The sequence below is a fragment of the Acidocella sp. genome, assembly GCF_035535915.1.
GTDB lineage: Bacteria > Pseudomonadota > Alphaproteobacteria > Acetobacterales > Acetobacteraceae > Acidocella.
Genome location: NZ_DATLPB010000118.1, coordinates 107157 through 132997, shown reverse-complemented (window position 1 = coordinate 132997; position 25841 = coordinate 107157). Strand labels below are relative to the sequence as shown.

General features: G+C 64.8%; 24 protein-coding genes. 12 read left to right on the top strand and 12 right to left on the bottom strand.

Annotation, left to right across the window (positions count from 1 at the left end; all coding sequences use genetic code 11):
* On the bottom strand, positions 1–1292 hold a 1292-nt coding region (gene xseA / locus VNC39_RS16090), incomplete at its 3' end, for an exodeoxyribonuclease VII large subunit (RefSeq protein WP_325400667.1).
* Positions 1293–1341: 49 nt separating this feature from the next.
* Here xseA and purD point away from each other — a divergent pair.
* A complete protein-coding gene (purD, locus tag VNC39_RS16085; protein WP_325400666.1) occupies positions 1342–2628 on the top strand; it encodes a phosphoribosylamine--glycine ligase in 1287 nt (428 codons plus the stop codon).
* A gap of 149 nt (positions 2629–2777) precedes the next feature.
* On the opposite strand, the gene VNC39_RS16080 is transcribed toward purD, so the two are convergent.
* A complete protein-coding gene (locus VNC39_RS16080) occupies positions 2778–4541 on the bottom strand; it encodes an ABC transporter ATP-binding protein (RefSeq protein WP_325400665.1) in 1764 nt (587 codons plus the stop codon).
* A gap of 95 nt (positions 4542–4636) precedes the next feature.
* Here VNC39_RS16080 and VNC39_RS16075 point away from each other — a divergent pair, with 95 nt between their 5' ends.
* Positions 4637–5308, top strand: a complete 672-nt coding sequence (locus VNC39_RS16075) for a tyrosine-protein phosphatase (RefSeq protein ID WP_325400664.1) — start codon at positions 4637–4639, stop codon at positions 5306–5308.
* 420 nt (positions 5309–5728) lie between these two features.
* Entirely contained in the window at positions 5729–7171 is a 1443-nt protein-coding gene (locus VNC39_RS16070) for a sensor domain-containing diguanylate cyclase (protein ID WP_325400663.1), read from the top strand.
* 140 nt (positions 7172–7311) lie between these two features.
* Here VNC39_RS16070 and VNC39_RS16065 read toward each other — a convergent pair whose 3' ends face one another.
* The 5 genes from VNC39_RS16065 to rfaD all read right to left on the bottom strand — a co-directional run bounded on the left by VNC39_RS16065 (position 7312) and on the right by rfaD (position 11767).
* Positions 7312–8181 (bottom strand): hypothetical protein, encoded by an 870-nt coding sequence (locus VNC39_RS16065; RefSeq protein ID WP_325400662.1) that lies wholly within the window; start codon positions 8179–8181, stop codon positions 7312–7314.
* Complete coding sequence (gene pgeF, locus VNC39_RS16060; protein WP_325400661.1) at positions 8172–8912, bottom strand: peptidoglycan editing factor PgeF; 741 nt, start codon at positions 8910–8912, stop codon at positions 8172–8174. The genes VNC39_RS16065 and pgeF overlap by 10 nt, the downstream gene beginning before the upstream one ends.
* Positions 8909–9829 (bottom strand): class I SAM-dependent methyltransferase, encoded by a 921-nt coding sequence (locus VNC39_RS16055; RefSeq protein WP_325400660.1) that lies wholly within the window; start codon positions 9827–9829, stop codon positions 8909–8911. Before VNC39_RS16055 ends, pgeF begins: the two co-directional genes overlap by 4 nt.
* A 154-nt stretch (positions 9830–9983) precedes the next feature.
* Positions 9984–10790, bottom strand: coding sequence for a prolipoprotein diacylglyceryl transferase (gene lgt / locus VNC39_RS16050; protein WP_325400659.1), 807 nt, complete (start codon positions 10788–10790; stop codon positions 9984–9986).
* A complete protein-coding gene (gene rfaD, locus VNC39_RS16045) occupies positions 10787–11767 on the bottom strand; it encodes an ADP-glyceromanno-heptose 6-epimerase (RefSeq protein ID WP_325400658.1) in 981 nt (326 codons plus the stop codon). The genes lgt and rfaD overlap by 4 nt, the downstream gene beginning before the upstream one ends.
* A gap of 47 nt (positions 11768–11814) precedes the next feature.
* Between rfaD and VNC39_RS16040 the strand changes: the two genes are divergently transcribed.
* From VNC39_RS16040 to VNC39_RS16015, 6 genes are all read left to right on the top strand, one after another.
* A complete protein-coding gene (locus tag VNC39_RS16040) occupies positions 11815–12093 on the top strand; it encodes an accessory factor UbiK family protein (RefSeq protein WP_325400657.1) in 279 nt (92 codons plus the stop codon).
* 9 nt (positions 12094–12102) lie between these two features.
* Entirely contained in the window at positions 12103–12765 is a 663-nt protein-coding gene (locus VNC39_RS16035) for a class I SAM-dependent methyltransferase (protein ID WP_325400656.1), read from the top strand.
* Between the two features lie 130 nt (positions 12766–12895).
* The gene (sdhC, locus tag VNC39_RS16030; RefSeq protein ID WP_325400655.1) at positions 12896–13327 is read left to right on the top strand and encodes a succinate dehydrogenase, cytochrome b556 subunit; all 432 of its coding nucleotides are present in this window, start codon (positions 12896–12898) and stop codon (positions 13325–13327) included.
* A 6-nt stretch (positions 13328–13333) separates the two neighbouring features.
* Entirely contained in the window at positions 13334–13735 is a 402-nt protein-coding gene (gene sdhD / locus VNC39_RS16025; RefSeq protein WP_325400670.1) for a succinate dehydrogenase, hydrophobic membrane anchor protein, read from the top strand.
* 20 nt (positions 13736–13755) lie between these two features.
* Positions 13756–15567, top strand: a complete 1812-nt coding sequence (gene sdhA, locus VNC39_RS16020; RefSeq protein ID WP_325400654.1) for a succinate dehydrogenase flavoprotein subunit — start codon at positions 13756–13758, stop codon at positions 15565–15567.
* Positions 15568–15579: 12 nt separating this feature from the next.
* Positions 15580–16362, top strand: coding sequence for a succinate dehydrogenase iron-sulfur subunit (locus VNC39_RS16015; protein ID WP_325400653.1), 783 nt, complete (start codon positions 15580–15582; stop codon positions 16360–16362).
* 188 nt (positions 16363–16550) lie between these two features.
* Here VNC39_RS16015 and VNC39_RS16010 read toward each other — a convergent pair whose 3' ends face one another.
* Positions 16551–16766, bottom strand: a complete 216-nt coding sequence (locus tag VNC39_RS16010) for a hypothetical protein (protein ID WP_325400652.1) — start codon at positions 16764–16766, stop codon at positions 16551–16553.
* A gap of 173 nt (positions 16767–16939) precedes the next feature.
* Complete coding sequence (locus VNC39_RS16005) at positions 16940–17953, bottom strand: DUF6976 family protein (protein WP_325400651.1); 1014 nt, start codon at positions 17951–17953, stop codon at positions 16940–16942.
* Between the two features lie 214 nt (positions 17954–18167).
* Here VNC39_RS16005 and VNC39_RS16000 point away from each other — a divergent pair, with 214 nt between their 5' ends.
* Both VNC39_RS16000 and VNC39_RS15995 read left to right on the top strand, forming a co-directional pair.
* Positions 18168–19490: an aminotransferase class III-fold pyridoxal phosphate-dependent enzyme gene (locus VNC39_RS16000; protein WP_325400650.1), complete on the top strand. Its 1323-nt coding sequence runs from the start codon at positions 18168–18170 to the stop codon at positions 19488–19490.
* 274 nt (positions 19491–19764) lie between these two features.
* Complete coding sequence (locus VNC39_RS15995; protein WP_325400649.1) at positions 19765–21198, top strand: NAD-dependent succinate-semialdehyde dehydrogenase; 1434 nt, start codon at positions 19765–19767, stop codon at positions 21196–21198.
* Between the two features lie 146 nt (positions 21199–21344).
* Here the strand turns inward: VNC39_RS15995 and VNC39_RS15990 are convergent, their stop codons facing one another.
* The 3 genes from VNC39_RS15990 to aroA form a co-directional block, all read right to left on the bottom strand.
* The gene (locus tag VNC39_RS15990; protein WP_325400648.1) at positions 21345–22976 is read right to left on the bottom strand and encodes a fatty acid--CoA ligase; all 1632 of its coding nucleotides are present in this window, start codon (positions 22974–22976) and stop codon (positions 21345–21347) included.
* 188 nt (positions 22977–23164) lie between these two features.
* Entirely contained in the window at positions 23165–23785 is a 621-nt protein-coding gene (gene cmk, locus VNC39_RS15985) for a (d)CMP kinase (RefSeq protein ID WP_325400647.1), read from the bottom strand.
* Positions 23782–25116, bottom strand: a complete 1335-nt coding sequence (aroA, locus tag VNC39_RS15980) for a 3-phosphoshikimate 1-carboxyvinyltransferase (RefSeq protein ID WP_325400646.1) — start codon at positions 25114–25116, stop codon at positions 23782–23784. The genes cmk and aroA overlap by 4 nt, the downstream gene beginning before the upstream one ends.
* A gap of 253 nt (positions 25117–25369) precedes the next feature.
* On the opposite strand from aroA, the gene VNC39_RS15975 reads away from it, so the two are divergent.
* On the top strand, positions 25370–25699 hold the full coding sequence (locus VNC39_RS15975) for a TIGR02300 family protein (protein WP_325400645.1): 330 nt from the start codon (positions 25370–25372) through the stop codon (positions 25697–25699).
* Positions 25700–25841: the final 142 nt, after the last annotated feature.

Genomic DNA, 25841 nt, shown 5'->3' with positions numbered 1-25841 from the left:
AGCCGCAGCCTGGCTTCGCGCAGGCGGCCGGGCAGGGGGGCGTCGAGCCGCTGCGCCAGCAGGTCCAGGCGGTTGCGGCGGGTGGAAATTTCCGTGCCCGGTGCGGCGAGACGGTAGCCGGCGGAATCCAGCCGTTTGCCGTAAGCGCGCAGCAGGTTGGGCAAAGCGTGCGCGAGCCGCTGGTCGAGCAGTGCCACGCTGTTGCGGTGGCGGCCGAGAATTTCGCGCGGGTGGCGCAGCCGGTTGGCGAGCCCTTCCATGCGGCGGTGCTGGGCGGCGACGTAATTGGGCCAGGCCAGGGTCAGGCGTTCGGCGCGGTCGTCCAGGCGCTGGCGGGCGGCGCCGAGCATGGCGGGCAGGTCCGGCAGCTTGGCCCCGGCCTGGTTGAGCCGCAGCCGCGCGGTGTTGGCGATGCGCGAGAGCGCGCCGGTGAGCCGCGCGGTTTTCTGCGCGAGATCGGCGAGCAGTTCCAGCCGCGCGGGGATCGCCATTTCCGCCGCCGCGGTGGGGGTGGGGGCGCGGCGGTCGGCGACGAAATCGATCAATGTCGTGTCGGTTTCATGCCCAACCGCGGAGATCAGCGGGATGGTGCAGGCGGCGGCGGCGCGCACCACGAGCTCGTCGTTGAAGGCCATCAGGTCTTCCAGGCTGCCGCCGCCGCGCGCGACGATCAGCACGTCCGGCCGGGGGATCGGCCCGTTTGCCGGCAAGGCGGAAAACCCTTCGATGGCGGCGGCGATTTTTTCCGCCGCGCCTTCGCCCTGCACCGCGACCGGCCAGAGCAGGATGGGCGTCGGGAAGCGCCTCGCGATGGTGGTCTTGATGTCCTGCAGCACCGCGCCCTGGGCGGAGGTGACGACGCCGATGAGGCGGGGCAGCATCGGCAGGAGCATGCGCCGTTCCGGGGCGAACAGCCCTTCCGCCGCCAGCCGTGCTTTCAGCGCCTCGATGCGCGCGAGCAGCGCGCCGGCCCCGGCATATTCCAACCGCTCGACGATCAACTGATATTCCGAGCGCTCGGGATAGGAGGTGATGCGGCCGGTGGCGATGACCTCGACGCCGTTCTCGGCTTTCAGCCCGACTCGCGGGGCGACGCCCTTCCAGATGATGGCGCGGATTTTCGCGCCTTCGTCCTTGAGGGCGAAATATTGATGGCCGGACGCGTAGGCCTTGAATTCGGTGATCTCGCCGCGTACCCGCACACGGCCGAACGCGCCTTCCAGGGTTCTTTTGACCGCGCCGGCCAGTTCGGAGACGGAGAATTCGGGCGTGTTGGGCAGTAGGTCGCTCATGCCCCAACTCTATGATACAGCGCCGCGAGGTGACAAAGGGGTTTGAGACATGCGGGTGTTGATTGTCGGGTCCGGCGGACGGGAACATGCTCTGGCCTGGGCGATTTCGGCGAGCCCGTTGCTGACGGAATTATTTGTCGCCCCCGGCAATCCGGGCACCGCGGCGCTTGCCACCAACGTGCCGCTACGTACGAACGATATTGCGGGGCTGGTGAATTTCGCGGTGGCGCAGAAGGTCGATCTGGTGGTGCCGGGGCCGGAGGCGCCGCTTGTGGCCGGGCTGGCCGATGCGCTGGCGGCGCAGAACATCGCCTGCTGCGGGCCCAGCGCCGCCGCCGCCCAGCTTGAGGGCAGCAAGCGCTTCACCAAGGAAATCGCCGATGCCGCCGGGATCCCGACTGCCGCGTGGAAGGCTTTCACGGAGGCCGACGAAGCACATGATTATGTCGAGGAAATCGGCGCGCCGATCGTGATCAAGGCGGACGGTCTGGCGGCGGGCAAGGGCGTGGTCGTCGCCGCCACGCTGGACGAGGCGCATGAGGCCGTCACCGCCATCATGGAAGACAAGGTGCATGGCGCCGCCGGGGCGGAGATCGTGATCGAGCAATGCCTGGTGGGCGAGGAGATTTCCGTCTTCGCGCTCTGCGACGGGGAGGATGCGCTTTATCTCGGCTGCGCCGCCGACCATAAGCGCGTCGGCGACGGCGATACCGGGCCGAATACCGGCGGCATGGGCGCGATTTCGCCGCCGCCCTGGGCCGGCCAGGCCATCATCGACGCGACCATGGCCACCATCATCCGCCCGGCGCTGGGCGAAATGGCCCGGCGCGGCATGCCGTTCCGCGGCTTCCTGTTCGCGGGCCTCATGGTCGAGGAGGACGGGCCGAAGCTGATCGAGTTCAATGTGCGGTTCGGCGACCCGGAATGCGAGACGCTGCTGCCGCTGCTGCGCTCGGACCTGCTGCCGGCGCTGGTGGCCGCCACCGAGGGCGAGCTCAAGCATGTGGACCTGCGCTGGCGCGACGCCGCTTCCGCCACGGTAGTGATGTGCTCCAAGGGCTATCCCGGCGCCTACGCCACCGGCGGTGAAATCTTCGGGCTCGAAGAGGTGGGCGCGCTGCCCGAGGTGACTGTGTTCCACGCCGGGACCATGGCCGACCAGGGCGGCATCCTCGCCAATGGCGGCCGCGTGCTGGCGGTGAACGCCACCGGCGCGGACCTGCAGGAGGCGGTCACGCGGGCTTACGAAGCGGTCGACAAGATCGAATGGGCGGACGGGTTCTGCCGCCGCGATATCGGCCGGCGGGCGATTTTCGCGGCACAGGCCAGGAAGTAAGGAAAGAAAGCAGCCGCTTTTTAAAAAAAGCGGCGCAAAAACTTTTGTTTACGCTGGGCCTGAGGCGGTGAAACCGGCACGGGCCTAAAGTGAGTAAAGTTTTTTTGCTACTTTTTGTTCACAAAAAGTAGCGCTTGCTTTCCCTTGCCTTAATTCAGCGCCTGCGCGCGGACGAGGCGGGCAAAGGCGCCTTCCTGCGCCAGCAGCGCTTCATGCGTGTCCTGTTCCACGGCCCGGCCGTCGGCCATCACCACGATCAAATCGGCGTCGCGCACGGTGGAGAGGCGGTGCGCCACGACGATGGTGGTGCGGCCCTGGCGCAGCCGGGCCAGCGCCGCCTGCACCGCGGCCTCGCTCTCGGTGTCCAGCGCCGAGGTGGCTTCGTCCAGCAGCAGGATGCGCGGGTTGCGCAGGATGGCGCGGGCGATGGCGACGCGCTGGCGCTGGCCGCCAGAGAGGCGCTGGCCGTTGACGCCGACATTGGTGGCGAACCCTTGCGGCATCTGCTCGGCAAAGCCGCAGGCGGCGGCCTGGGCGGCAGCCATGACTTCCTCGGGTGTCGCATCCGGCCGGCCGAGGCGGATATTGGCCTCGATCGTGTCCTCGAACAGCAGCGAATCCTGGCCGACATAGGCGATCGCGCCGCGTAGGCTGGCGAGCGTGACATCCGTGATCGGCGCGCCATCCACCAGGATGCGCCCGCCGGTCGGCGTGTAGAGGCGCGGGATCAGCGCCAGCGCGGTGGATTTTCCGGCGCCGGAACTACCCACCAGCGCCAGCATCTTGCCGGGTGCGGCGGTGAAGCTCAAATCCTTCAGCCCGTCGCGGCCGTCCGGATAGGTGAAGGCCACATGTTCGAACACCACCTCGCCCGGGCCGGCGGGGAGCGGCTTTGCGCCCGGGGCATCGGCGATGGCGGCGGGCTCGTCGATCACGGTGAACACCCGCACCAGCCCGGCCAGCCCTTCCTGGATGGCGGCGTTCATCGTGCCGAGCGCGCGCAAGGGGCGCGAGGCGATCAGCAGCGCAGAGATGAAGCCCATGAAATTGCCGACGCCGCTGTCCCCGGTGGCGTTGCGCCAGCCCTCGAAGCCGATCACCAGCGCCACCGCCACGCCGCCCAGGACCTCCAGCATCGGGTCGAGCCGGGCGCGCACGCGGGTCATGCGGATCAGCGCGGCATAAAGCTGTTCGAAAGTACGGTTGGCGCGGCCCTGCTCATGCTGCTCCAGCCCATAGGCGCGCACCGTGCGGGCCTGGGCGAAACTCTCGTTCAGCATGGCGGCGGCCTGGCCCATGCGCTCCTGCATGCCGCCCGAGGCGCGGCGCATGCGCTTGCCGATTTTCTGCACGGGGATGCCGGCGAGCGGATAGAGCAGGGCGGCGATCAGGCTCAGCTTCCAGTCGATGGTGATCATCGTCACCACCAGCCCGACCACGGTCGCGGCGTCGGCCACGGCGTTTACCGCGCGGGTCATGGCCTCGCGGATCACCGTGGCGTCGGTGGTGAAGCGCGCGGCCAGAGCCGCCGGCGCCTCGCGCTCGACGCGCGCCAGCGCGGCGTTGGAGAGGTGGCTGAACATCGCGACCTGCAGCCGGCGGATCACCAGCAGCACCATGTCCTGCGTCAGCACCGACTGGAAATACATCGACAGGCCCTTGACCGCGGTGACCAGCAGCACCAGCACCGGCACCTGGTAGAGGATCCGCGGGTCCTTGCGGGCGAACATGGTGAAGGCCCAGTCGATCAGCGCCGGATAGAGCGCCGTGGTGCCGGACATGATCAGCGTCATCACCACGATGAGGATGATGCGGCCCTTATAATGGCGCACATGGTCGCGCCACAGGCGGCGGATGAGCGTGGCGGTCGAATGGTCCTGAAAAAGGGCCGGCGTGGCGAGCGGCTGATGCATGATGGCGGGTTAACCGCAATTGCGCCGGGGCACAAATCGGCCGGCGGCGCGGGGCGGCTGGTGGGGATGCGGCGGCTCGCTTATAAGCGGCGCCGATGGACACGATCTACAAGGGCGATCTCGCGACCAAAGCCGGGCGGCGCAATGCCTGGATCGACGCCCTGTTCGTCGACCATGCGGTGCTGCGCATCCTCTGGACCAATTTTTCCACCGTGAAGCCGGGGGTATTGTACCGCTCCAACCATCCGACGCCGGGCAATCTCGCCGTGTTCAAGCGCAAGGTCGGGATCGCCACGGTGATCAATCTGCGCGGCCAGGCGAAGAACGGGTCCGACGCGCTGTCGCGCGACGCGGCGCGGCGGCTGGGGATGGATTTTTACGATATGGCGCTGGAATCGCGCGGCGCGCCGCATCGCGACCGGATTTTGCGCCTGGCGGAAATTCTCGCCTCGATGCGGAGGCCGGCTTTGGCGCATTGCAAGTCCGGCGCGGACCGCGCGGGCCTGGCCTCGGCCTTGTTCGTGATGATTCAGGGCGGCACCACGCAAGAGGCGTTGAGACAGCTTTCGTGGCGTTATGGCCATATCCGCCAGTCGAAGACCGGCATTCTCGACGCGTTCTTTTACATGTACCGGCGCGAGGCCGAGGGACGGAAGCCGTTTCTCGACTGGGTGCGCGAGGATTACCACGAAGACCGACTGCGCGCCGCGTTCAAGGCCGGCGCCCTGGCTTCCTTTATTAACGACAAGATCCTCGTCCGCGAATAAGAGGAAGCACTACTTTTTGTGAACAAAAAGTAGCAAAAAAACTTTGATTACCTTGGGCCGTGCTAGTTTCAACGCCACCGCCCTCCGGGGCTATTCCAACGGTGCTACGCACCGCCGGAACCTTCAGCCCCTCCGCCCGGCATAAGCAAAAGTTTTTGCGCCGCTTTTTTCAAAAAGCGGCCGCTTGCTTGATGCGGATCACACCAGACCATCCGCAAACTCGTCTACGAAAAGTTGCAGACGAGGGAAGCAGGAATGAAAATTTTCAGGAATAATATGACACTCTGGAGAAAAACGGTGCCGCGCGACGCAAACGTGCGGGAATCTGCCGGCCTCTCTGGCCAGTGGCTTGAAATCGTCTTACTCGCCGCACTCGCTTGTGTGTGATGATGGAGCCGACCGATTAAGCATCGCCCTGATTTGTTAAGGCGTGCCAGACTGCGCAGCGCACTGCCCGCCTGGAAGCCGGGGTGCGCCGTCGCCGTGATTGTCGCCGCGACGGCGATTCTCGGAGCGCTCTTGTCGAAAGCTGCCGATCAGCCGGCCATCTGGCCCGCCAACGGCGTTCTGCTGGGGATCTTGCTGACCTCGCGCCGCTCGCTCTGGCCCGCTTATCTCGCGGGCGGCTTCGTCGCCAATATCGTTGCTGCCGGCCTCGTCGGGCTTCCGGTTGATTTCATCGTCTCGCTTCCTTCCAGCAATCTTATGGAGCTGGGCCTTACCCTGGCTTTGTTGGGCTGGTTCGTCGGCGAGAATTACGATTTGTCGCAGCCGGGAATTCTCGCGCGGTTTTCCATGATCGCAGTGGTGTTAGCGCCGTTGGCGTCCAGTTTGGCCAGCTCCGCGTTATTGTTTTTTCTCTTCGGGCATGGCGTCACGGCGGGTTTCGTTCTCGGGCTGTATCTGGCGCATGCGCTGGGCATCATCACGATTACGCCTATTGTTCTGGCCTTGCACAGTCCGCACGGCGTTCGTTTCGCCAAGCAGCCGCGCCTGCTGCTGTCAGCCAGCGTCACGGTGCTGTTTCTGGTCACGACAATTCTGGCGTTCGAACAGTCCCGCTATCATCTGCTGTTCCTGGTGTATCCGCCGCTGGTGTTCATGGTGTGCCTGTTCGGCCTTCCCGGTGGCGCCGCGGCGCTGTTCTGCACCACCGTCATCGCGGTCGGCTTCACGCTGCACGGCACCAGCCAGGCGATCCTCGACGCATCAGCGTCGGAAGGCACAAACATCCTGATGGTGCAGTTTTTCGTCAGCGTGGCGGCGATGCTGGTTCTGCCGCTGTCGGCGATTCTGGCGGAGCGTGACCGTGCGGCGCTGCAGCTCGCGCGGAGCCGGGAGCAGATGGCGGAGCTCGCGCGCACCGATCCGTTGACCGGTCTCGCCAATCGCCGCCAGCTGGACGAGGCGCTGGAGCGGGAATGCCGGCGCGCCAACCGCAATTGCGCACCGCTCTCTCTGGTCCTGCTGGATGTGGATCATTTCAAGTCCTTCAACGATCAATACGGCCATCGGGCCGGCGACGATTGCCTGTGCGTGGTGTCGGAAGTGGTGAAGAGTTTCGGCCGCAGGCCGGGCGACGTGGCGGCGCGCTATGGCGGTGAGGAACTGGCGGTGCTGCTGGTCTCCACCACGGAAAATGCCGCCTGGCTGCAGGCCGAGGAGCTGCGCCAGGCAGTGCAGGATTTGCGCCTGCCCCATGCCGGCAACGAAACATACGGCTTCGTCACGGTCAGCGTCGGCGTCGTGACCGCGCATCCGCAGCTGCACCCCATCACGCCCAAAATGCTGATCGAGCGTGCCGATGAGATGCTCTATGAGTCCAAGCGCCAGGGGCGAAATCGGGTGATGGCGAGCCTTTGAAGGCAAGCGAAAGAAAGCGCTGCTTTTTGTGAACAAAAAGTAGTTTTTTGTCACTTTGGGCCGTGCTGGTTTCACCGCCATCGGCCCAGTGTAAACAAAAGTTTTTGCGCCGCTTTTTCAAAAAGCGGCTGCTTTCTTCCTTAACTCGGCTTCTTCAGCCTGGCATTGACCACCACCTGCTGGATACCGCCGGCGGCCTCGGAGGCGGCGGCGGCGGCGACATCGCCCCAATAGGGTGAGATATCGCTGGCGGCGAGGACGTGCAGCTGCGTCACCTGGCCGATCTTGCGATGGTTGGCGTCCAGCACGCTCCAATCCAGTTCCACGGTTACCTGGCCCGGCCCGCTCGGCGTCGCCTTGATCGTGCCGGTCACGGAAAAATCCGCCTGCTTGGCATTGGTGACGAGTTGCAGGTTGGGGCTGGGCAGGTCGCGGCTGAGGTCGAGCGGCAGGGCGGTGTCGCCGTCGCCGGGCGCACCGGAGACGGTGCCGATGAAGATTCGCGGCGAGCGGTTTTCCAGCGAGAGCGGGTTGCCCTGCTGCACGCGCGCATTGATGCCGGCGAGCAATTTTGCCAGCTTCTTGGCGTCGGCCGCCGCGGCTTCTTGCAGCGTACCGGCGCTGCCATCGGCCCAGGCGGCGGCAGGAACCGGCGTGCCTTGAAGCTGGCCGTAGTTTTTGCCGTTCGGCCCCAGCACCGTGTAGGCGGGGGTGACATCGTTGCCCGCCAGCTTGGCGGTGGCGACCAGCTGCCAGTCGCTCTTGGTGGCCGGGCCGAAGATGCTCGGCACATTCGCGGCCACGAGTTGGGCCGCCAGGTCCTGGGCATAGAGCTTCGCCTCGTCATTGCCGAGCAACGCCGCTCTCGGCGTCGGGACCATCAGCACCGGGGCGGGGGGGATCGACAGCATCGCCCCCGTGGGGCCGGGGTTTCCATAAAATGGCTGCGGCAGGGTGCCGCAGCCGGCCAGCAGGAAGGCCAGGCCCAGGGTCAGGTTTTTTATATGCATATGACCGAGATCTGATGGCCGATCGCCCCCTCGCCGCGCAAGGTGCGGCGGCGATGGGAAAAGAAATTTTGTTCCTCGGCGCAGGTGTCCATGGATAAAATTTCAGGGATGACGCCGTTTGCAGCCAAGCGGGCGGCGCAATAGGCGGGAAGATCGAACTGCCAGCGCTCCGGGCGGCCGGGGGCGAAAAAGCGCGCATCGGCCGGGTCGCGGGCCAGCACCGGGTCGCGCAGATCGGCGGAGACCTCGTAGCTGGATTGCTGGATGCAGGGGCCGACCACCGCGCGGATGGTTTGCGCGCCCAGGGCCCGCATGGCATCGGCCGTGGCCTCGAGCACGCCGCCCAGCGCGCCGCGCCAGCCGGCATGCGCCGCGCCGACGATGCCACTTGCCTCATCCGCGAACAGCACCGGGGCGCAGTCGGCGGTGATAATGCCGAGCGCGAGACCGGGTAGGGCGGTGACCATCGCATCCGCCGCCGGGCCGTCGCCGACCGCCCAGGGGGCGGTGACGGTCGCGACCGCGGCGCCATGCACCTGGCGCAGCCCCAGCAGGTGCTCCGGTTGGGTGTTGAATTGCGCCGCCACCAGCGCCCGGTTGCGCCGCACATTGGCCGGGTCGTCGGCACCGGAAAGGCTGCAATTCAGGCTGGCATAAGGCCCCGTGGAGACCCCGCCCTGACGGGTGAAAAAACCATGCGGGGTGGAGAGTTCGCCACGAAAATACTTCAAATTTCGAATCCCGGCAGTCTGGGCAAATGTTTAGGGCATAACGCCATGGCTTTGAACAGGCTGCCCATCGCCTCCGGCGCGGTGAGGCGCTCCGCCGCCAGCGCGAAGTCCCGCGCCTTGCCGGGATATTTGCGGGCGAGAAAATCGCTGCGCTGGAACAGGCCGAGCCCGGTGAGAAAGGCGTTCTGCTTCACCGGCCCCTGCACATTTTCCACGCATGCGGCGATGGCGGCGAAATCGACATGGGCGGTCAGGTCGGCCTGCCCCGGGCATTGCAGCGGATCGGCATAGGCGCCGTCGCGGATCGCCTGCACCGAACTGCCGGGCGCGCTCTGCATCGGGCCGTAATCGAAGAACAAAGCCACGGCGCCGCGCGCCGCCAGCTTGCGGCAGAATTCCACGGCAGCCTCGTTGATTTCCCGGACACTGCCGACCGGGTCGTCGGGAAGCCCAATGTCCGCCGGCAACTCCGTATAGGCGCCGTCCTCGACATAAAGCTCGTGCCAGCCGGTCTCGCGGCGAACGAACTGCCGCACCGGCAGCGCGTCCAAAAATTCATTGGCGAGCAGGATCAGCGGACCGTCCGGGAGCGTATCGAGCGACTCATGCCAGACCGCATTGGGCACCCGTGCCGCCTGTTCGGCGCGCAAACGGGGCGAGGTTTCGAGCAGATGCACCTGCGCGCGCGGCCACAGGCGCAGCGCGTCTGCCATCAGCGTGCCGCGCCCGGGCCCGGCCTCGGCCAGAATGACGTTCTCCGGCGCGCCCATCATCTGCCACACGGTCTTGGCCCAGGCGCCGAGAATTTCGCCGAAAACCTGGGTCAGCTCCGGCGCCGTGGTGAAATTCTTGAACGGGTCCTGCGCCGCGTAATAGGCGGCGTTGGCTCGGGCCATGAAATGATCGAAACGTTCCATCAGTTAAGCAAGCAAGTGGCCGCTTTTTAAAAAAAGCGGCGCAAAAATTTTTGTTATGCTGGGCCGGGGGCGGTGAAACCAGCACGGCCCAAAGTTAACAAAGTTTTTTTGCTTCTTTTTGTTCACAAAAAGAAGCCCTTGCCTTGCTTTCGTCTCATGTTGTTACGCGCGCGCGGGTGCCGGCGAACCAGATGATGCCGAGCCCCGCCAGCACCATGGGGATGGAGAGCAACTGCCCCATCGTGGTGTTGAAAGGCAAAAAGCCCAGAAACGGGTCGGGTTCGCGGAAGCATTCGCCGATGATGCGGGCAATGCCGTAGCCGGTGACGAATATGCCGGCGAGCGTGCCGGCCCGGCGGCGCAGCTTCTCGGAACGTGAAGCCAGCAGCATGACGATGAACAACGCCACGCCTTCGAGGCAGGCCTCGATCAGCTCGGACGGGTAGCGCGGCAGCGGCCCGGCATCGGGATAGACCATGGCGAGCGGGAACCAGGCGGGGGCAGGGCGGCCCCAGAGCTCGCCATTGATGAAATTGGCGCAGCGGCCTAGGAACAGGCCGATCGGCACCGCCACGGCGATGCGGTCGGCGAAGGCCAGGATGTTGATCCGGTGCTTGACGCAGAACCAGATGATCGCGGTGGTGACGCCCAGAAACCCGCCATGGAAGCTCATGCCGCCATCCCAGACGGCGACGATCTCCTTGGGATGGGTGAAATAAAAGCCCGGCTGGTAGAACAGCACATAGCCGAGCCGCCCGCCGAGAATGATGCCGAGCGTCGCCCAGGTGAGGAAATCGTCCACCTGCTCGCCGCTGGCCGCGACGGGCGGGCGGCGGACCAGGTAGCGCACCAGGCGCCAGCCGATCAGCAGCCCGGCGATATAGGCGAGGGCGTAAAAATGGATGGTCAGCGGGCCGATATGGATGGCGCGCTGAAAGGCCGGCAGCAGGATGGGGTTCATCGATAGGGGTCCGCCTGAGTCAGATAGGATCTGATATAGGTATCAATGCCTTGCTCTAAAGTCTTAAAAGAATGATTGAAGCCAGCCTGGCGTAGCCGCGCCATCGGCGCCTGGGTGAAGGACTGGTATTGGCCGCGCAGGGCCGCCGGCATGTCGATGAATTCGATGTTCGCTGGCTGGCCGTTGGCGGCGCAGACCGCCGCGCCCAGCTCATAATAGGTGCGGGCGAGCCCGGTGCCGAGATTGTACAGCCCGGCCAGAGCGGGCGCCGTGAGCATGAAGCGCAGCGCCGCCACCACATCGTCGATATAGATGAAATCCCGCGCCTGGGCGCCGTCGGCCAGGCCTGGCCGGTCCGAGCGGAACAGCTTGATGGGGCCGCCGGCGCGCAGCTCATCGTGCTTGACCTTCACGACCGAGATCATCTTGCCCTTATGGTATTCGTTGGGCCCGTAGACGTTGAAAAATTTGACGCCCGCCCAGGCCGGCGGGGCGGGCGCGCCGGTTTCCATCTGGCGCGCGACCCACAGATCGAACGCATGCTTGCTCCAGCCATAGAGGTTGAGGGGCTGCAATTTGCGTAAGGAGGGCAGGGACGAATCGTCGTTAAAGCCGGCCGCGCCGTCGCCATAGGTCGCCGCGGAAGAGGCGTAGATGAAGCGCACCCCGTGTTTCGCGCACCAGGACCAGAGCGTCTGGCTCAAGGCGACGTTGCTGCGCCAGACGAGGTCGCCGTCTGTGGCGGTGGTCTCGGAAATCGCGCCGAGATGCACCACGGCGTCCAGCGCCGGCGCGGCCTCAAGAAAATCGTCCAAGGCTTCCGGGGCGATCACGCGGCCGGGCGGGTGGTGGCGCAGATTGCGCCATTTGCCATCATTGCCGAGCCAGTCGGCGATGATCGTGTCATGCCCGTCGGCCTGCAGCGCCGCATGGAGATTAGAGCCGATGAAGCCGGCGCCACCCGTGACCAATATCATGGGGGCGCTTATAAAGCGTCCTAGATTTCAGAGAAGGCCCTGGGACCATGAATGAACGTCCGAAATTTTTCGATGACCTCGCCGGAGTCGCCGGCGGGGCGCTGTCGGCTTTGACCGGCCTGCGCGAGGAGATGGCGTCGATGGTGCGCGCGCGGGTCGACGAGGCGGTGCGCCGCCTCGACCTCGTGAAGCGCGAGGAGTTCGAGGCGATGTCCGAAGTGGCGCGGCGCGCCAAGGCGCAAGTGGAAGCCTTGGAGGCGCGCGTGGCACGGCTCGAGGTGGAAAAGACCGACATCGCCTCCGAGCCTAACGACATCACGGGCTGAAAAGCGGCGTTGCACACAGACCACCGGGGGTTCGTGCGGCGGCACACCGCGCTGTCTGCCGCACGGCTGGTTCCCGATATCAAACTGCATCTCGCCACCGAGATCACGCCGCTCTGGCTGGCGAGCGAGGCGTTCCTGCAGGCGCATGACATGCCGCCACCCTTCTGGGCCTTTGCCTGGCCGGGTTCGGAGGCGCTGGCGTATCATGTCGCCTTGCATCCAGGGCTGGTGGCGGGAAAAAAAGTGCTCGATTTCGCGGCCGGCAGCGGCCTGGCCGGCATTGCCTGCGCCCGGGCCGGGGCGGCTTTGGTGGAGGCCGCGGAAATCGACCCGTTCGCGGCCGCGGCGATCGCCCTCAACGCGGCCGAAAATCATTGTAATGTCACGGTGCTGCTGGACGATGTCGTGGGATCGCCGTGCCGCTGGGACGTGATCCTGTGCGGCGATGTCTGCTACGAGGCGCCGATGACCCGGCATATCATGCCCTGGCTGCGGCGCTGCGCCGCGCAGGCCACGGTGCTGGTGGCGGATCCGGGGCGGAAATACGCCCCTTCCGAAGGCACGAGGCTGGCGCGCTACGAGGTGCCGACCAGCCTGGAGCTGGAGGATTCGGCGCGCCGCGAGGTCGCGCTGATGCGCCTGGAACCGGCGATGGAAGATGGTTATAGCTAATCCCTATACATTCATCGCATGCATTGCAGAACTCCGCGCATGGGGCGGCTGGCGGCGTTGACCATGCCGGACCCGAAGACTAAGCAACTGCAGCATAATTTTTAGTAACGACCTCTTAGAAAGGTTTGCTATGTCGGATGTCCGCGAAGCCCTGATGGTGGGGCGCAATTCAGAGGGGAAACTGGTTCGCCGCCCTCTGTCGCCGCATTTGCAGGTGTATAAGCCGCAACTCTCCTCGGTGACATCGATTCTTCATCGCGGCACGGGCGTCGTGTTGGGCATCGGCACGCTGCTGCTCGCGGCCTGGCTGGTGTGCGCCGCCACCAGCGACGGAGCGTTTTCCGTCATTCAGTCGCTGTTCGCGACCTGGCTCGGCATTCTCATCCTGTTCGGCTTCACCGTTGCGCTGTTCTATCATTTTTGCAACGGCATCCGCCATTTGCTGTGGGATGCCGGGCGCGGCTTCGAGCTGCCGGACATGCACCGCACCGGCCGGTATGTGTTCGTGGCGACGGCGGTGCTCACCGTCGCGTTTTGGATCATCGCGTTCCTGGTGTGGTGAATGAACATGGATAAACACGACGCTCCTTCGATCCGGATCATGCGCAGCCAGCTCAGCCGTGCGCGTGGCCTCGGTTCGGCGAAATCCGGGCTCCATCATTGGTGGGTCCAGCGCGTCACGGCGATGGCGCTGTTGCCGCTCTCGCTTTATTTCGTGCTCTCCGTGCTGATGCTCGCCGGCGCCTCGCGCGCCGAGATGGCGGCCTTCATGGCCGAACCCTGGAACACCGTGCTGTATCTCTGCCTGATCGCCGCGTTGTTCTATCATCTGGCGCTCGGCCTGCAGGTGGTCATCGAAGACTATGTCCATGACGAGGCGAAGCGGCGCGGCACGCTGCTCGTGGTGAACGCGGTCATCGTGCTGCTGGCGCTGGCCAGCGCCGTCTCGGTTCTCAAACTCGCCTTTTAAGCAGAACGGATTTTTCGCCCATGAATGCGATCCCAAAAACATCGATTGGCGGCTACAAGGTCATCGACCACACCTATGACGTGGTGGTGGTGGGCGCCGGCGGTTCCGGCCTGCGTGCGACGCTGGGCATGGGGGCGGCGGGGCTGAAGACCGCCTGCATCACCAAAGTGTTCCCGACCCGCAGCCATACCGTGGCGGCCCAGGGCGGCATCGGCGCCTCGCTCGGCAACATGGGTGACGATGATTGGCGCTGGCACATGTACGACACCGTGAAAGGGTCGGATTGGCTGGGTGACCAGGACGCCATCGAATATATGTGCCGTGAGGCGGTGCCGGCGATTTACGAGCTGGAGCATTTCGGCGTGCCGTTCTCGCGCACCGAGGATGGCCGCATTTATCAGCGCCCGTTCGGCGGGCATATGAAGGATTACGGCAAGGAGCCGGCGATGCGCGCCTGCGCCGCCGCCGACCGCACCGGTCATGCGATCCTGCACACGCTCTACCAGCAGAGCCTCAAGCATGAGGTCGAATTCTTCGTCGAATATTTCGCGCTCGACCTGATCATGGACGATGACGGCGCGTGCCGCGGCGTGATGGCCTGGAGCCTGGAAGACGGCACCATCCACCGTTTCCGCGCGCAGATGGTGGTGCTCGCCACCGGCGGTTATGGCCGCGCCTATCTCTCCTGCACGTCCGCGCACACCTGCACGGGCGATGGCGGCGGCATGGTGCTGCGTGCCGGGCTGCCGGTTCAGGACATGGAATTCGTGCAGTTCCACCCGACCGGTATTTTCCCGGCCGGGTGCCTGATCACCGAGGGCGCGCGCGGCGAGGGCGGGTATCTTACCAACGCCCAAGGCGAGCGCTTCATGGAACGCTACGCGCCGACCGCGAAGGATCTGGCCTCGCGCGACGTGGTCTCGCGTTCGATGACGATCGAGATCAATGAAGGCCGCGGCGTCGGCCCGAACAAGGACCATATCCTGCTCCATCTGGAGCATCTCGGCGCCGACATTCTGCATGAGCGCCTGCCCGGCATTTCCGAGACCGCGCGCGTGTTCGCCGGCGTGGATGTGACCAAGGAAGCGATCCCGGTGCTGCCGACCGTGCATTACAACATGGGCGGCATTCCCACGAATCTCCATACCGAAGTGCTGCGCCCGACCGCGTCCAACCCGGATGCGGTGGTGCCGGGGCTGATGGCGGTGGGCGAGGCGGCTTGCGTTTCCGTGCATGGCGCCAACCGGCTCGGCACCAATTCGCTGCTCGACCTCGTGGTGTTCGGCCGCGCCGCCGGCCAACGTGCCGCAGCGATCCTGAAGTCCGGCGCCACCCAGGCGCCGCTGCCGGCCAACGCGGGCGAGGCCAGCCTGGCCCGCTTCGATGCCGTCCGCCACGCCAAGGGCGGCACCAAGGTGGCGCAGCTGCGCGACCAGTTGCAGCGCACCATGCAGAGCCACGCCGCGGTGTTCCGCAATTCCAAGTCGCTGTCCGAAGGCGTGACCAAGATGCAGGGCCTGTGGCAGGGGCTCTCCGACATGTCGGTGCAGGATCGCAGCCTGATCTGGAACTCCGATCTCGTCGAGGCGCTGGAACTCGATAACCTGATGAGCAACGCCATGACCACCATGGTGTCTGCCGAGGCCCGCAAGGAGAGCCGTGGCGCGCAGGCGCATGACGATTTCCCCGAGCGCGACGATGCCGAGTGGATGAAGCATACGGTCAGCTATTGCGACGACAAGGGCGCAGTGCAGCTCAGCTATCGCCCGGTTAAGATGCAGACGCTGACCAACGAGGTCTCCGTGTTCCCGCCCAAGAAGCGCGTGTATTAAGGAACTTTCCCGATGGCAGAATTTACGCTCCCGAAAAATTCCAAAGTGGGCGTGGGCACAACCCACAAGGCGCCGGCCGGGGCCAAGCGCGTGAAGGAATTCAAGGTTTATCGCTGGAACCCCGATGACGGGAAGAACCCGGTGATGGACACGTTCGAGGTCGACCTCGATGCGTGCGGCCCGATGGTGCTGGACGCGATCATCAAGATCAAGAACGAGATCGACGCCTCGCTGACCTTCCGCCGTTCCTGCCGCGAGGGCATCTGCGGCTCCTGCGCGATGAACATCGACGGCACCAACACGCTGGCCTGCCTGAAGCCGATCGAAGAGGTGAAGGGCGCGGTCAACATCAACCCGCTGCCGCATATGCCGGTGGTGAAGGATCTGGTGCCGGACCTCACGCAGCCTTACGCGCAGCTGCGCTCGGTGGAGCCCTGGCTGCAGAGCGAAACCCCGGCGCCGCCGGACGGCGAGCGCCTGCAAAGTCGCGAGGAGCGTGCCAAGATCGACGGGCTGTGGGAGTGCATCCTGTGCTTCTGCTGCTCCACCTCCTGCCCGAGCTATTGGTGGAACGGCGACCGCTATCTCGGCCCCGCAGTGCTGCTGCAAGCCTATCGCTGGATCGCCGACAGCCGCGATGAAGCTTCCGGCAAACGCCTGGATGCTCTGGAAGATCCGTTCAAGCTGTATCGTTGCCATACCATCATGAACTGCACGCAGACCTGCCCGAAAGGCCTCAATCCGGCCAAGGCCATCGGTGAGATCAAGCAGCTCATGCTCGAGCGCGAAGGCTAATAAAAAGGGCCCCTTAAGGGGCACTTTTTATTTTTAAGGAAGAAAGTGGCCGCTTTTTGAAAAAAGCGGCACCAAAAACTTTTGTTATGCTGGGCCTGAGGCGTAGTCGCGGACACAGCCCATGGCCCAGAGTAAATAAAGTTTTTTTGCTACTTTTTGTTCACAAAAAGTAGCGCTTTCTTGTCACTTCAGTGCGTGGCCCCGCCGGCCACGGCGCCCACGCCGGCGCCCAGGGCGGCGCCGAGCAGCACCGGGCCGCCGACCAGCGCGGTGATGGCGGCGCCGCCGGCGGCGCCGATCGCGCCGCCCGAGAGCATGCGCTGTTGCGTCCGGGTCATGCCCGAGCAGCCGACCAGTGAGCCGGCGCAGAGGACGACGAGACAGAGGCGGGGGATGGACAACAAGATCGGATCCTTTGGACGTGAAGAAACGGCCTGACTAACGCGCCGAGGCTGTCGGTTGGCTGACAAAATTCCAAACCTTTGTTTAGGTGGGAGCCGTGCTGGTTCCATCGCCATCGGCCCAGCATAAACAAAAGTTTTTGCGCCGCTTTTTTCAAAAAGCGGCTTCTTTCTTCCTAAAACTCCCCCAGCTTGTCGTCGCCGACCTGGATGATCGACAGGCAGGCAAAGGTCTGGCTGAGCGCGGTATAGGCGATTTCACCGAAGGTGACGGGGCCGGTGAAGGGGCCCGTGCGCCTTCCTTCCAGCCGGGCCTGCCGGTAGTTCAGCACGCAGGTGCAGGCGAAGGCGACATCTCCGGGCGTGATGGCGGCGATCGCGCGATCGAAGACGGAGGGGAAATTCGTGAGCGGCGCGGCAAATCGGTAGGCCAGGCTCTTGAACACCGGCGAGAAGAAATCGACACGCTGCGCTTGCGCGTCTACCGCGCGGATCGAGACGCTGATCGCCGCGCCGTCGGAATCGGCGATCAGCGGCAGGTTGGTGTCGATGCGGTGGGCGGCGATGTACGCCGCGAAATTTTGCGGCGTTCCGCCGATCAGGCACGAGGTGGCGCTCAGCCCCTCTTCCGCGAAGGTGATCGCCGCGCCTTTGCCGATGGAGAACAAATTGACCACGTCGATCTGCGCGGCCTGTCCGAGCGGCAGGGATACATGCATGAGCGCGCCGCCTTCCGCATGAGGCTGCCCGTTGCCGGCGAAGATTTTCGCACGGGCCGGTTCGGTTTCGGTCAGGTCCGCGGCGCTGATCCAGCCGATCAGGGGACTATTGAACAACCCTGGGTAGTCTGTGCCGTCGCGGGCAAAGTGGAGCAGCAGGTCGCTCAGGCCGGGCAGGATCAGCACCGAGAACCCGTTTTTGGGATAGCGCCGGGCGAGGCCGGGAAGCTGGCGCGCCTTCAGGAGCTGGATGTTCGCGGCCTGTGCATGATCCGTGAGGTCGGAATAGAAGATCCGGCTGCGATCGGTGGTGCCGCCGGCATCGGTGAGAAACGCCGTCGCGGTGCCGCCGATCCAGTGCCCGGCAGGCAGCCGCGTGAGCAGGCTTTCGGCGCCGGCCAGCAGCAGGATGCGCCCCGCCCGGATCATGGCGGTCAGCTCCGCGACGGTGCCGAACCCACGCTTGGGCATACGGGGACCTCCTCTTATTCAGTCGTAGTTCGGATGACTGTTATCACATTGTTGTCGGTCATATCCTGGCGTCGGGAATCCATCGAAATATTGATGAATCGTAATAAATGGCGCCGGCGATTTAGAAAATATCGGAGAGTGCCTTGGGCGATGATTTTTTTCTCGCCAGCATGGTTTAAAATAGTAAGCTGTTCCTGTCCTTCTGGAGAAAAAAATGAGTGCCTTGGCCCGCCCGAGCAACGACCCGCTCGTCAATCACTGGATGCCCTTCACCGCCAACCGGCAATTCCACGAATCACCGCGCATTCTCGCCCGGGCGGAGGGCGTTTATTACTGGAACACGCAGGGCGACCGGCTGCTGGATGGCTCCTCGGGCCTGTACTGCATTCCGCTCGGCCATGGCCGCCGGGAAATCCGTGAAGCGGTGGCCAGCCAGATGGAGATTTTGGACTACGCGCCGCCCTTTCAATATGGCACGCCCGCCGCGTTCCGCCTGGCCGCCGAGGTTGCGGCGATGACGCCGCCGGGCTTGAACCGCATTTTTTTCTCCGGTTCCGGCTCCGAGGCGGTGGAGAGCGCGATGAAGGTGGCGCTGCAATATCACCGGGTGCGCGGCGAGGGGGCACGGCAGCGTTTCATCGGTCGCGAGCGCGGTTATCACGGCGTGAATTTCGGCGGCCAGTCGGTCGGCGGCATGGTCGCTAACCGTAAGGCTTTTGGCATCGGCCTGCCCGGCGTCGCGCATATGCGCCACACCAAGATTCCGGAAAACCAGTACCAGATGGGCGAGGGCACCTATGGCGCGGAACTCGCCGATGATCTGCAGCGTTTCGTCGATCTCCATGGCGCGGACACGATCGCCGCGTGCATCGTCGAGCCGATTGCCGGCTCCACCGGGATTCTGGTGCCGCCCCAAGGTTACCTGCAGCGGCTGCGGGACATCTGCACCCGCCACGGCATTTTGCTGATTTTCGACGAGGTGATCACCGGTTTCGGCCGCACCGGGCAGAATTTCGCAGCGCATACGTTCGGTGTGACGCCCGACATCATGACCATGGCGAAGGCGCTGACCAACGGCTCCATGCCCATGGCGGCGATCGCGGTGCGCGAGGATATCCAGCAGACCATCCTCGACGCCGCCCCGGCCAACACGGTGGAGATGTTCCACGGCTACACCTATTCCGCGCATCCGGCGGCCTGCGCCGCCGCCCTTGCGACGCTCAAGATCTACCGCGAAGAAGATACGTTCGCCCGCGTCCGGGAGCTGGCGCCGGCCTTTCTGGCGCAGATCGCCGCCTTCCGCGACCTGCCCTACGTAACCGACACACGCGGCTTCGGCCTGCTCGGGGCGATCGACCTGGAACCCGAGGGGCAACCGGGCGCGCGGGGTTTCCGCCTGATGTGCAAGGCGTTCGAAGCCGGGCTGGTGCTGCGCGTCGCCGGCGACACGCTGGTGCTGGCGCCGCCTTACGTTTCCACCGAAGACCAGATCGCGGAAATGGTGCAGACGTTGCGTAAGGTGGTGACCGCCGCTTAGAGCGCGATGGCTTAAGTCGAGCCATTCGATGGTTCGACTTAATGTCTGAGGCGTCTTCTAATTTATCGGTCTGGAGCCATCGACATTTCGCTGGGCAGGGTCCGGAGAATTGCGGGAAGGCGCATAGAACAGCTTGCGATCGGAACCTTTATCGTTGCGATGAAGGCTCAGATCGCTGAAGCGTTGGCGGGTTCGAGCTGGCAGGTCGTAAAGGGGCTTGCAACTATGTGCGCCGCGCGCAAGTTACCAACTCATCAGGACAGGAGCGTTAGCATTGTATCAGGATGTCATGTTGCATGTCGGCGGCAAATGGCGCGCCGCCAAGGATGGCCGCACGCTGGACGTGATCAATCCCGCCACCGAGGACGTGATCGGCAAGATCGCCCATGCCGGACAGGCGGATCTCGATGAGGCGCTGGCCGCCGCGCAAAAAGGTTTTGAGACCTGGCGCCACGTATCGCCGTTCGAACGCTCGAAGCTGATGCGCAAGGCCGCTTCGCTGCTGCGCGAGCGGGCCGAAAACATCGCCACCATCATGACCACCGAGCAGGGCAAGCCGCTGGCGGAAGCGCGCATTGAGATCGCGGGTGCGGCCGATGTGATGGAGTGGTTCGCCGAAGAAGGGCGCCGCGCCTATGGCCGTCTGATTCCGGCGCGCGGCGAGGGGATCTACCAGATGGTGGTGCGCGAGCCGGTTGGCGTGGTCGCCGGCTTCACGCCCTGGAACTTCCCGATCAGCCAGGCCGTGCGGAAAATTTCCGCAGCACTTGCGGCGGGCTGCGCCTTCATCCTCAAGGGGCCCGAAGAGACGCCGGCGAGCTGCGCCGAGCTGGTCCGCGCTTTCGTCGATGCCGGGCTGCCGGCCGGCGTGGTGCAGCTGGTCTACGGCGTGCCGGCGGAAATTTCCGAGTACCTGATCCCGCATCCGGTGGTGCGGAAAATCTCCTTCACCGGCTCGACCGCGGTGGGCAAGCACCTCGCCGCCCTGGCCGGCACGCATATGAAGCGCGCGACGATGGAACTCGGCGGCCATGGCCCGGCGATCGTCTGCAATGACGCGGACCTCGACCATGCGGTGAAAATTCTCAGCGGCAACAAGTTCCGCAATGCCGGGCAGGTCTGCGTCTCGCCGACGCGCTTCCTGGTGCAGCGCGATGTGTATGCGCCGTTCGTCGAGCGCTTCGTGCAGGCCGCCAAGGAGATCAAGGTCGGCAGCGGGCTCGACGCCGGCACGACCATGGGGCCGCTCGCCAATGCCCGCCGTGTGACGGCGATGGAAGGCTTCGTTGCCGACGCGGTGCAGAAGGGCGCCACCGTGCGCACCGGCGGCAAGCGCATCGGCAACAAGGGCTATTTCTTCGAGCCGACCGTGCTCACCGACATCGCGCCGGAAGCCCGCGTGCTGCATGAGGAACCGTTCGGCCCGCTGGCGCTGATGATTCCGTTCGGCACCATGGACGAGGCGATCGCCGAGGCGAACCGCCTGCCTTACGGCCTGGCCGCCTACGCCTATACCCGTTCCACCGCGACCGCGGCGCGGCTGGGTTCGGCGATCGAGTCCGGCATGGTGTCGATCAACCATCACGGCCTGGCCTTGCCGGAAACGCCGTTCGGCGGCGTGAAGGACAGCGGCTATGGCTCCGAAGGCGGCGTCGAGGGGCTGGAGCCGTATCTGGTGACCAAGTTCATCAGCCAGGCGAATCTCTAAGAAAGCAAGTAAGCAGCCGCTTTTTAAAAAAAGCGGCGCAAAAACTTTTTTGAAACTTGGCCCGTGGCGGTGAAACCGGCACGGGCCAAGTTAACAAAGTTTTTTTGCTACTTTTTGTTCACAAAAAGTAGCGCTTTCTTTTGTCTTCAAACCTGCCCGGCGGCGCCGTAGATCACCCGCAATTTCTTCTTGTCCAGCTTGCCGACGGAGGTTTTCTCCAGCGTTTCGGCGAAGAAGACATGGTCGGGAATCGCATAGCGGGAGAGTTCGCCAAGCTCCACGCGCGCGCGGATCAGGCTTTTCACATCGTCTTCCGTGAGCGACGCGTCCGGCTTGCGCACCACGATCGCCGCCGGCCGTTCGCCCCACATATAGTCGTAAATGGCGATGACCGCGCATTCGCTGACCCTGGAATCCCCGAGAATAACATCTTCCAAGGCGAGCGAGGAAATCCATTCGCCGCCGGTCTTGATCACATCCTTGCTGCGGTCGAGCACATGCAGCAGGCCGAATTCGTCGATGCGGCCGAGATCGCCGGTATGCATCCAGCCGCCGCGCCATAACGCGGCGCTGGCCGCCTCGTCCTTCACATAGAAGGCCGCGAGGCACGGGCCGCGCGCCACCACCTCGCCGACGCTTCTGCCGTCATGGGGCAGGAAATTCATGTCGTCATCGGCGAGAGCAAGCTCGATCAGCGCGCCGGGCTGGCCGGCGGCGCAACGGATTTCGACGTCCCGCGCGGGGCCTGGGTCGTCCGCCAGCATGTCGCTTGTGATCTGGCCGACGGTCATGATCGGGCAGGATTCCGACATGCCGTAGCCGCTCCGCACATCGATGGCGCGGGCCAAGGCGGTGCGGCAGAGTGCGGCGGGCATGGCCGCCCCGCCGACGATCACGCGCCAGGCGCTGAAATCGACATTGTCCGCCTCAGGCGCGGCGAGCAGCCGTTGCAGGACGGTCGGCACGCAATGCGAGAAGGTGACGCGCTCGGCGGCGATGAGTTGCAGCACCAGAGACGGCTCGAAGCGGCCGGCATAGACCTGCTGCATGCCCATCAGCGTCGCGGCATACGGAAATCCCCAGCCATGGACATGAAATAACGGCGTCAGGGGCATATACACATCCTCGTGCGAGACGCTGCAGCCGCTCATGGCGAGGGTGGAGAGCAAGGTCAGCGTGTGCAGCACCAGTTGCCGGTGCGAAAAACACACGCCCTTGGGGGCGCCGGTGGTGCCGGTGGTATAGAAAATGGTGGCGATGGTGTTTTCGTCGAAGTCCGGAAAATCGCAGGCGGGCGCCGCGGCGGCGAGCAAGGTTTCGTAATCCCCTGCATATGTCTCGCCCTGGTCGTCCTCCTCCGGCGCCGCATCATCGGTCAGGACGATGACGTGCCTGAGTTTCGGGAGCCGGCCGCGCATGGTCCGGCAGACCGGGAGAAAATCCTTGTTGATGAGCAGGATTTCCGCGTCGGAATGGTCGAGCGTGTAGGCGATCTGCGCGGGGCTCAAGCGGATATTCACCATCATCAGCACGCAGCCGAGCATCGGGACGGCGAAATACGCTTCGAGATAGCGGTGGCTGTCCCACTCGGCGATGGCGACGCGCATGCCGGGTTTCGCGCCGAGGGCAGTGAGCGAGCCCGCGAGGCGGTGCACGCGGGCGACGAAATCAGGGTAGGTGAAACGCAACGCGCCGCGATAGACGATCTGCCTGCGGCTCGCCCGAGCCACCGGCGCTTTTAAAAGATGCTTGATCAGCAACTGATAATCGTTGGGCATGGCGTTTCCTCTGTTTGTTCTTTTAATTCGATTTCGAAACGATTTGGTCGGGTCGAGGAAAGTGGCCGCTTTTTTGGAAAAAAGCGGCGCAAAAAACTTTTGTTGTGCTGGGCCACGGGCGGCGAAACCAGCGCGGCCCAAACTGACAGAAAACTACTTTTTGTTCACAAAAAGTAGCGCTTATTTACTTACTTCAGCTTGCCTTTGATCAATTCCATCGCCCGGGCAAACGCCGCATCCGCGTCCAGCGTTGTGGTGTCGAGATGCATGGCATCCGCCGCGGCGACCAGGGGGGCGGCCTTGCGGTTGGCGTCGGCCTCGTCGCGGGCGGCGAGGTCGGCCTGCACGGCCTCCAAGGTCACATCATTGCCGCGGCCGAGAAGTTCGGCGTGGCGGCGCTGGGCGCGGGCCTGCAGGCTTGCGGTCACGAAGAGTTTCGCGTCGGCATTGGGGAAGATGATGGTGCCGATGTCGCGCCCGTCCAGCACCGCGCCGTTGGCGGTGCCGAAATGGCGCTGGAATTCCAGCAGGGCGGTGCGCACGCCCGGGATGGAGGCGACCTGGCTGGCGGCCTTGTCGGCGGCGCCGCCGCGCAGGTCGGTGCGGTCGAGGTCGGCACGGGTCAGGCTTTTGGCGGCCTGGGTGGCGGCCCCGGGGTCGGCCGGATCGGCGCCTTCATCGAGCACGCGGCGGCCGACGGCGCGGTAGAGCAGCCCGGTATCGAGGTAAGGAAGGCTCAACGCGGCGGCGATGCGCCGCGCCAGGGTGCCTTTGCCCGCTGCGGCGGGTCCGTCGATGGCGATAATCATGAGGCGGTGATGCGGGCGCCGAGCTGGTGCATCAGCGTCACGAAACCGGGGAAGGAGGTATCGATGAACGTGGCGTCGTCGACGCGCATTTCCGCTTCGGTGATCTGGCCGAACACCAGGGCGCTCATCGCCAGGCGATGGTCCATGTGCGTCTGCACCAGGCCGCCGCCGGGAATGCGCGCGGCCCCGTGCACGATCAGGTCGTCGCCCTCGATCTCCACGCGCACGCCGCCGGCGCGCAGCATGGCGGCGGTGGCGGCCAGGCGGTCGCTTTCCTTCACGCGCAGCTCGGCCAGGCCGCGCAGGCGCGAGGTGCCGCGCGCCGTGGCGCAGGCGACGGCGAGAATGAGATATTCATCGATCATGCTCGGCGCGCGCTCGGGCGGCACGTCCACGGCGTTCAGCGCGGTGTGCTCCACGATCACGTCGCCCAGCAGCTCGCCGCCCTGGGTGCGGGCGTTGCGGATGGTGAGGTCGGCACCCATTTCGCGCAGCGTGTCGAACAGGCCGGTGCGCAGCGGGTTGAGCCCGACATTGCGAATGGTCAGGCGCGAGCCCGGAACCAGCAGCCCGGCGACCAGCGGGAAGGCGGCCGAGGACGGGTCGCCCGGCACCGCCACGTCGGCGCCGCGCAGCTCCGGCTGACCGGTGAGGCGAATCACCCGGCCCTTTCCTTGTTGGCTCACGGTGAGTTCGGCGCCGAAATGGCGGAGCATGTTCTCCGAATGGTCGCGGGTCGGCTCCGGCTCCTCCACCTCGGTGATGCCGCGGGCATTGAGCCCGGCGAGCAGCACGGCGGATTTCACCTGCGCGGAGGCGACCGGCAGCCGGTAGCTGATCGGCAGCGCGTCGCGCGCGCCCTGGATGGTGAGCGGCAGGCGGTCGCCGGCGCGGGCGGTGAAGGTCGCCCCGGACATTTTCAGGGGCTCGATCACGCGCTTCATGGGCCGGGTGCGCAACGAGGCGTCGCCGGTCATGACGGAATAGAAATCGTGGGTGGCGAGGATGCCGGCGAGCAGCCGCGCGGCGGTGCCGGAATTGCCCATGTCCAGCACATCGTCTGGCGCGGTGAGCGCGCCGATGCCGCGCCCGGCGACGATCCAGCTTTCCCCGTCCTTGCGGATCTCCGCGCCCAAAGCGCGCATGGCGGCGGCGGTGCGCAGCACGTCCTCGCCTTGCAGCAGGCCGGTGATGCGGGTCTGGCCGACCGCGAGCGCGCCGAACATAAGCGCACGGTGGCTGATGGATTTGTCCCCGGGGACGGCAATCTCGCCGGAGAGTGGTGCGGTAGAACGGCCGGCGGTAAGCGGCTTGGCAGGTTGCGATTCCATGAGCGGCGCTTAGCGCGTTTTTTGCGGGAACGGAAACGGTGCCGCCGCCGCTTCTGCCGATTTTTGTGCCGCGGCGCCATCGCCCATGCCTTCCCGGGAGAGATTTGGGAGCGATATGCGGGCGGCCGGACCGGCTTGAAAATCCCCCGGAAAAACGTGGGTTGCGTCGGCACATCAGGTTTGGTTTGACATGCGGCGCGGGGCGTGGCATCGCGCCGCTCTCATTGAAATGGCGTGAAGAAAAGAGGTTTTTATGGCCAAACCGGAACTTGGCGAAAAACGTACCTGCGTATCGTGTGGGGCGCGGTTTTTCGACCTCGGGAAAGACCCGGCGGTCTGCCCGAAATGCGCCACTGAACAGCCGGCCGAACAGCCGCGCCTGAAGCGCGCGGCCCCGCAGCCGGAAGAGGTCAAGAAGGTTGTGAAGCCGGCCCCCGTGGATCCCGACGACGTGGATGTCGAGGTGGATGACGACGAGACGGATGAGGACATCCTGGAGGATGCCGATGATCTCGACGACGATGCCGACGTGATCGACGCCGATATCGACGTGCAGCCGGAAAATGACGACACCGAGCGTTAAGCCGTTCTGACGCCAGGGTTTTTAACGCCGCATCCGGCTGCCGGATGCGGCGTTTTTAATGAGGAAAGGAAGCGGTATTTTTTGTGAACAAAAAGTACCAAAAAACTTTATTTACTTTGGGCCGTGCTGGTTTCGCCGCCTC

Coding starts and splice junctions, on each gene's coding strand:
- purD (WP_325400666.1), top strand. CDS start 1,342: ATGCGGGTGTTGATTGTCGGGTCCGGCGGACGGGAACATGCTCTGGCC.
- VNC39_RS16080 (WP_325400665.1), bottom strand. CDS start 4,541: ATGCATCAGCCGCTCGCCACGCCGGCCCTTTTTCAGGACCATTCGACC.
- VNC39_RS16075 (WP_325400664.1), top strand. CDS start 4,637: ATGGACACGATCTACAAGGGCGATCTCGCGACCAAAGCCGGGCGGCGC.
- VNC39_RS16065 (WP_325400662.1), bottom strand. CDS start 8,181: ATGCATATAAAAAACCTGACCCTGGGCCTGGCCTTCCTGCTGGCCGGC.
- VNC39_RS16055 (WP_325400660.1), bottom strand. CDS start 9,829: ATGGAACGTTTCGATCATTTCATGGCCCGAGCCAACGCCGCCTATTAC.
- lgt (WP_325400659.1), bottom strand. CDS start 10,790: ATGAACCCCATCCTGCTGCCGGCCTTTCAGCGCGCCATCCATATCGGC.
- rfaD (WP_325400658.1), bottom strand. CDS start 11,767: ATGATATTGGTCACGGGTGGCGCCGGCTTCATCGGCTCTAATCTCCAT.
- VNC39_RS16040 (WP_325400657.1), top strand. CDS start 11,815: ATGAATGAACGTCCGAAATTTTTCGATGACCTCGCCGGAGTCGCCGGC.
- sdhC (WP_325400655.1), top strand. CDS start 12,896: ATGTCGGATGTCCGCGAAGCCCTGATGGTGGGGCGCAATTCAGAGGGG.
- sdhD (WP_325400670.1), top strand. CDS start 13,334: ATGGATAAACACGACGCTCCTTCGATCCGGATCATGCGCAGCCAGCTC.
- sdhA (WP_325400654.1), top strand. CDS start 13,756: ATGAATGCGATCCCAAAAACATCGATTGGCGGCTACAAGGTCATCGAC.
- VNC39_RS16015 (WP_325400653.1), top strand. CDS start 15,580: ATGGCAGAATTTACGCTCCCGAAAAATTCCAAAGTGGGCGTGGGCACA.
- VNC39_RS16005 (WP_325400651.1), bottom strand. CDS start 17,953: ATGCCCAAGCGTGGGTTCGGCACCGTCGCGGAGCTGACCGCCATGATC.
- VNC39_RS16000 (WP_325400650.1), top strand. CDS start 18,168: ATGAGTGCCTTGGCCCGCCCGAGCAACGACCCGCTCGTCAATCACTGG.
- VNC39_RS15990 (WP_325400648.1), bottom strand. CDS start 22,976: ATGCCCAACGATTATCAGTTGCTGATCAAGCATCTTTTAAAAGCGCCG.
- cmk (WP_325400647.1), bottom strand. CDS start 23,785: ATGATTATCGCCATCGACGGACCCGCCGCAGCGGGCAAAGGCACCCTG.
- aroA (WP_325400646.1), bottom strand. CDS start 25,116: ATGGAATCGCAACCTGCCAAGCCGCTTACCGCCGGCCGTTCTACCGCA.
- VNC39_RS15975 (WP_325400645.1), top strand. CDS start 25,370: ATGGCCAAACCGGAACTTGGCGAAAAACGTACCTGCGTATCGTGTGGG.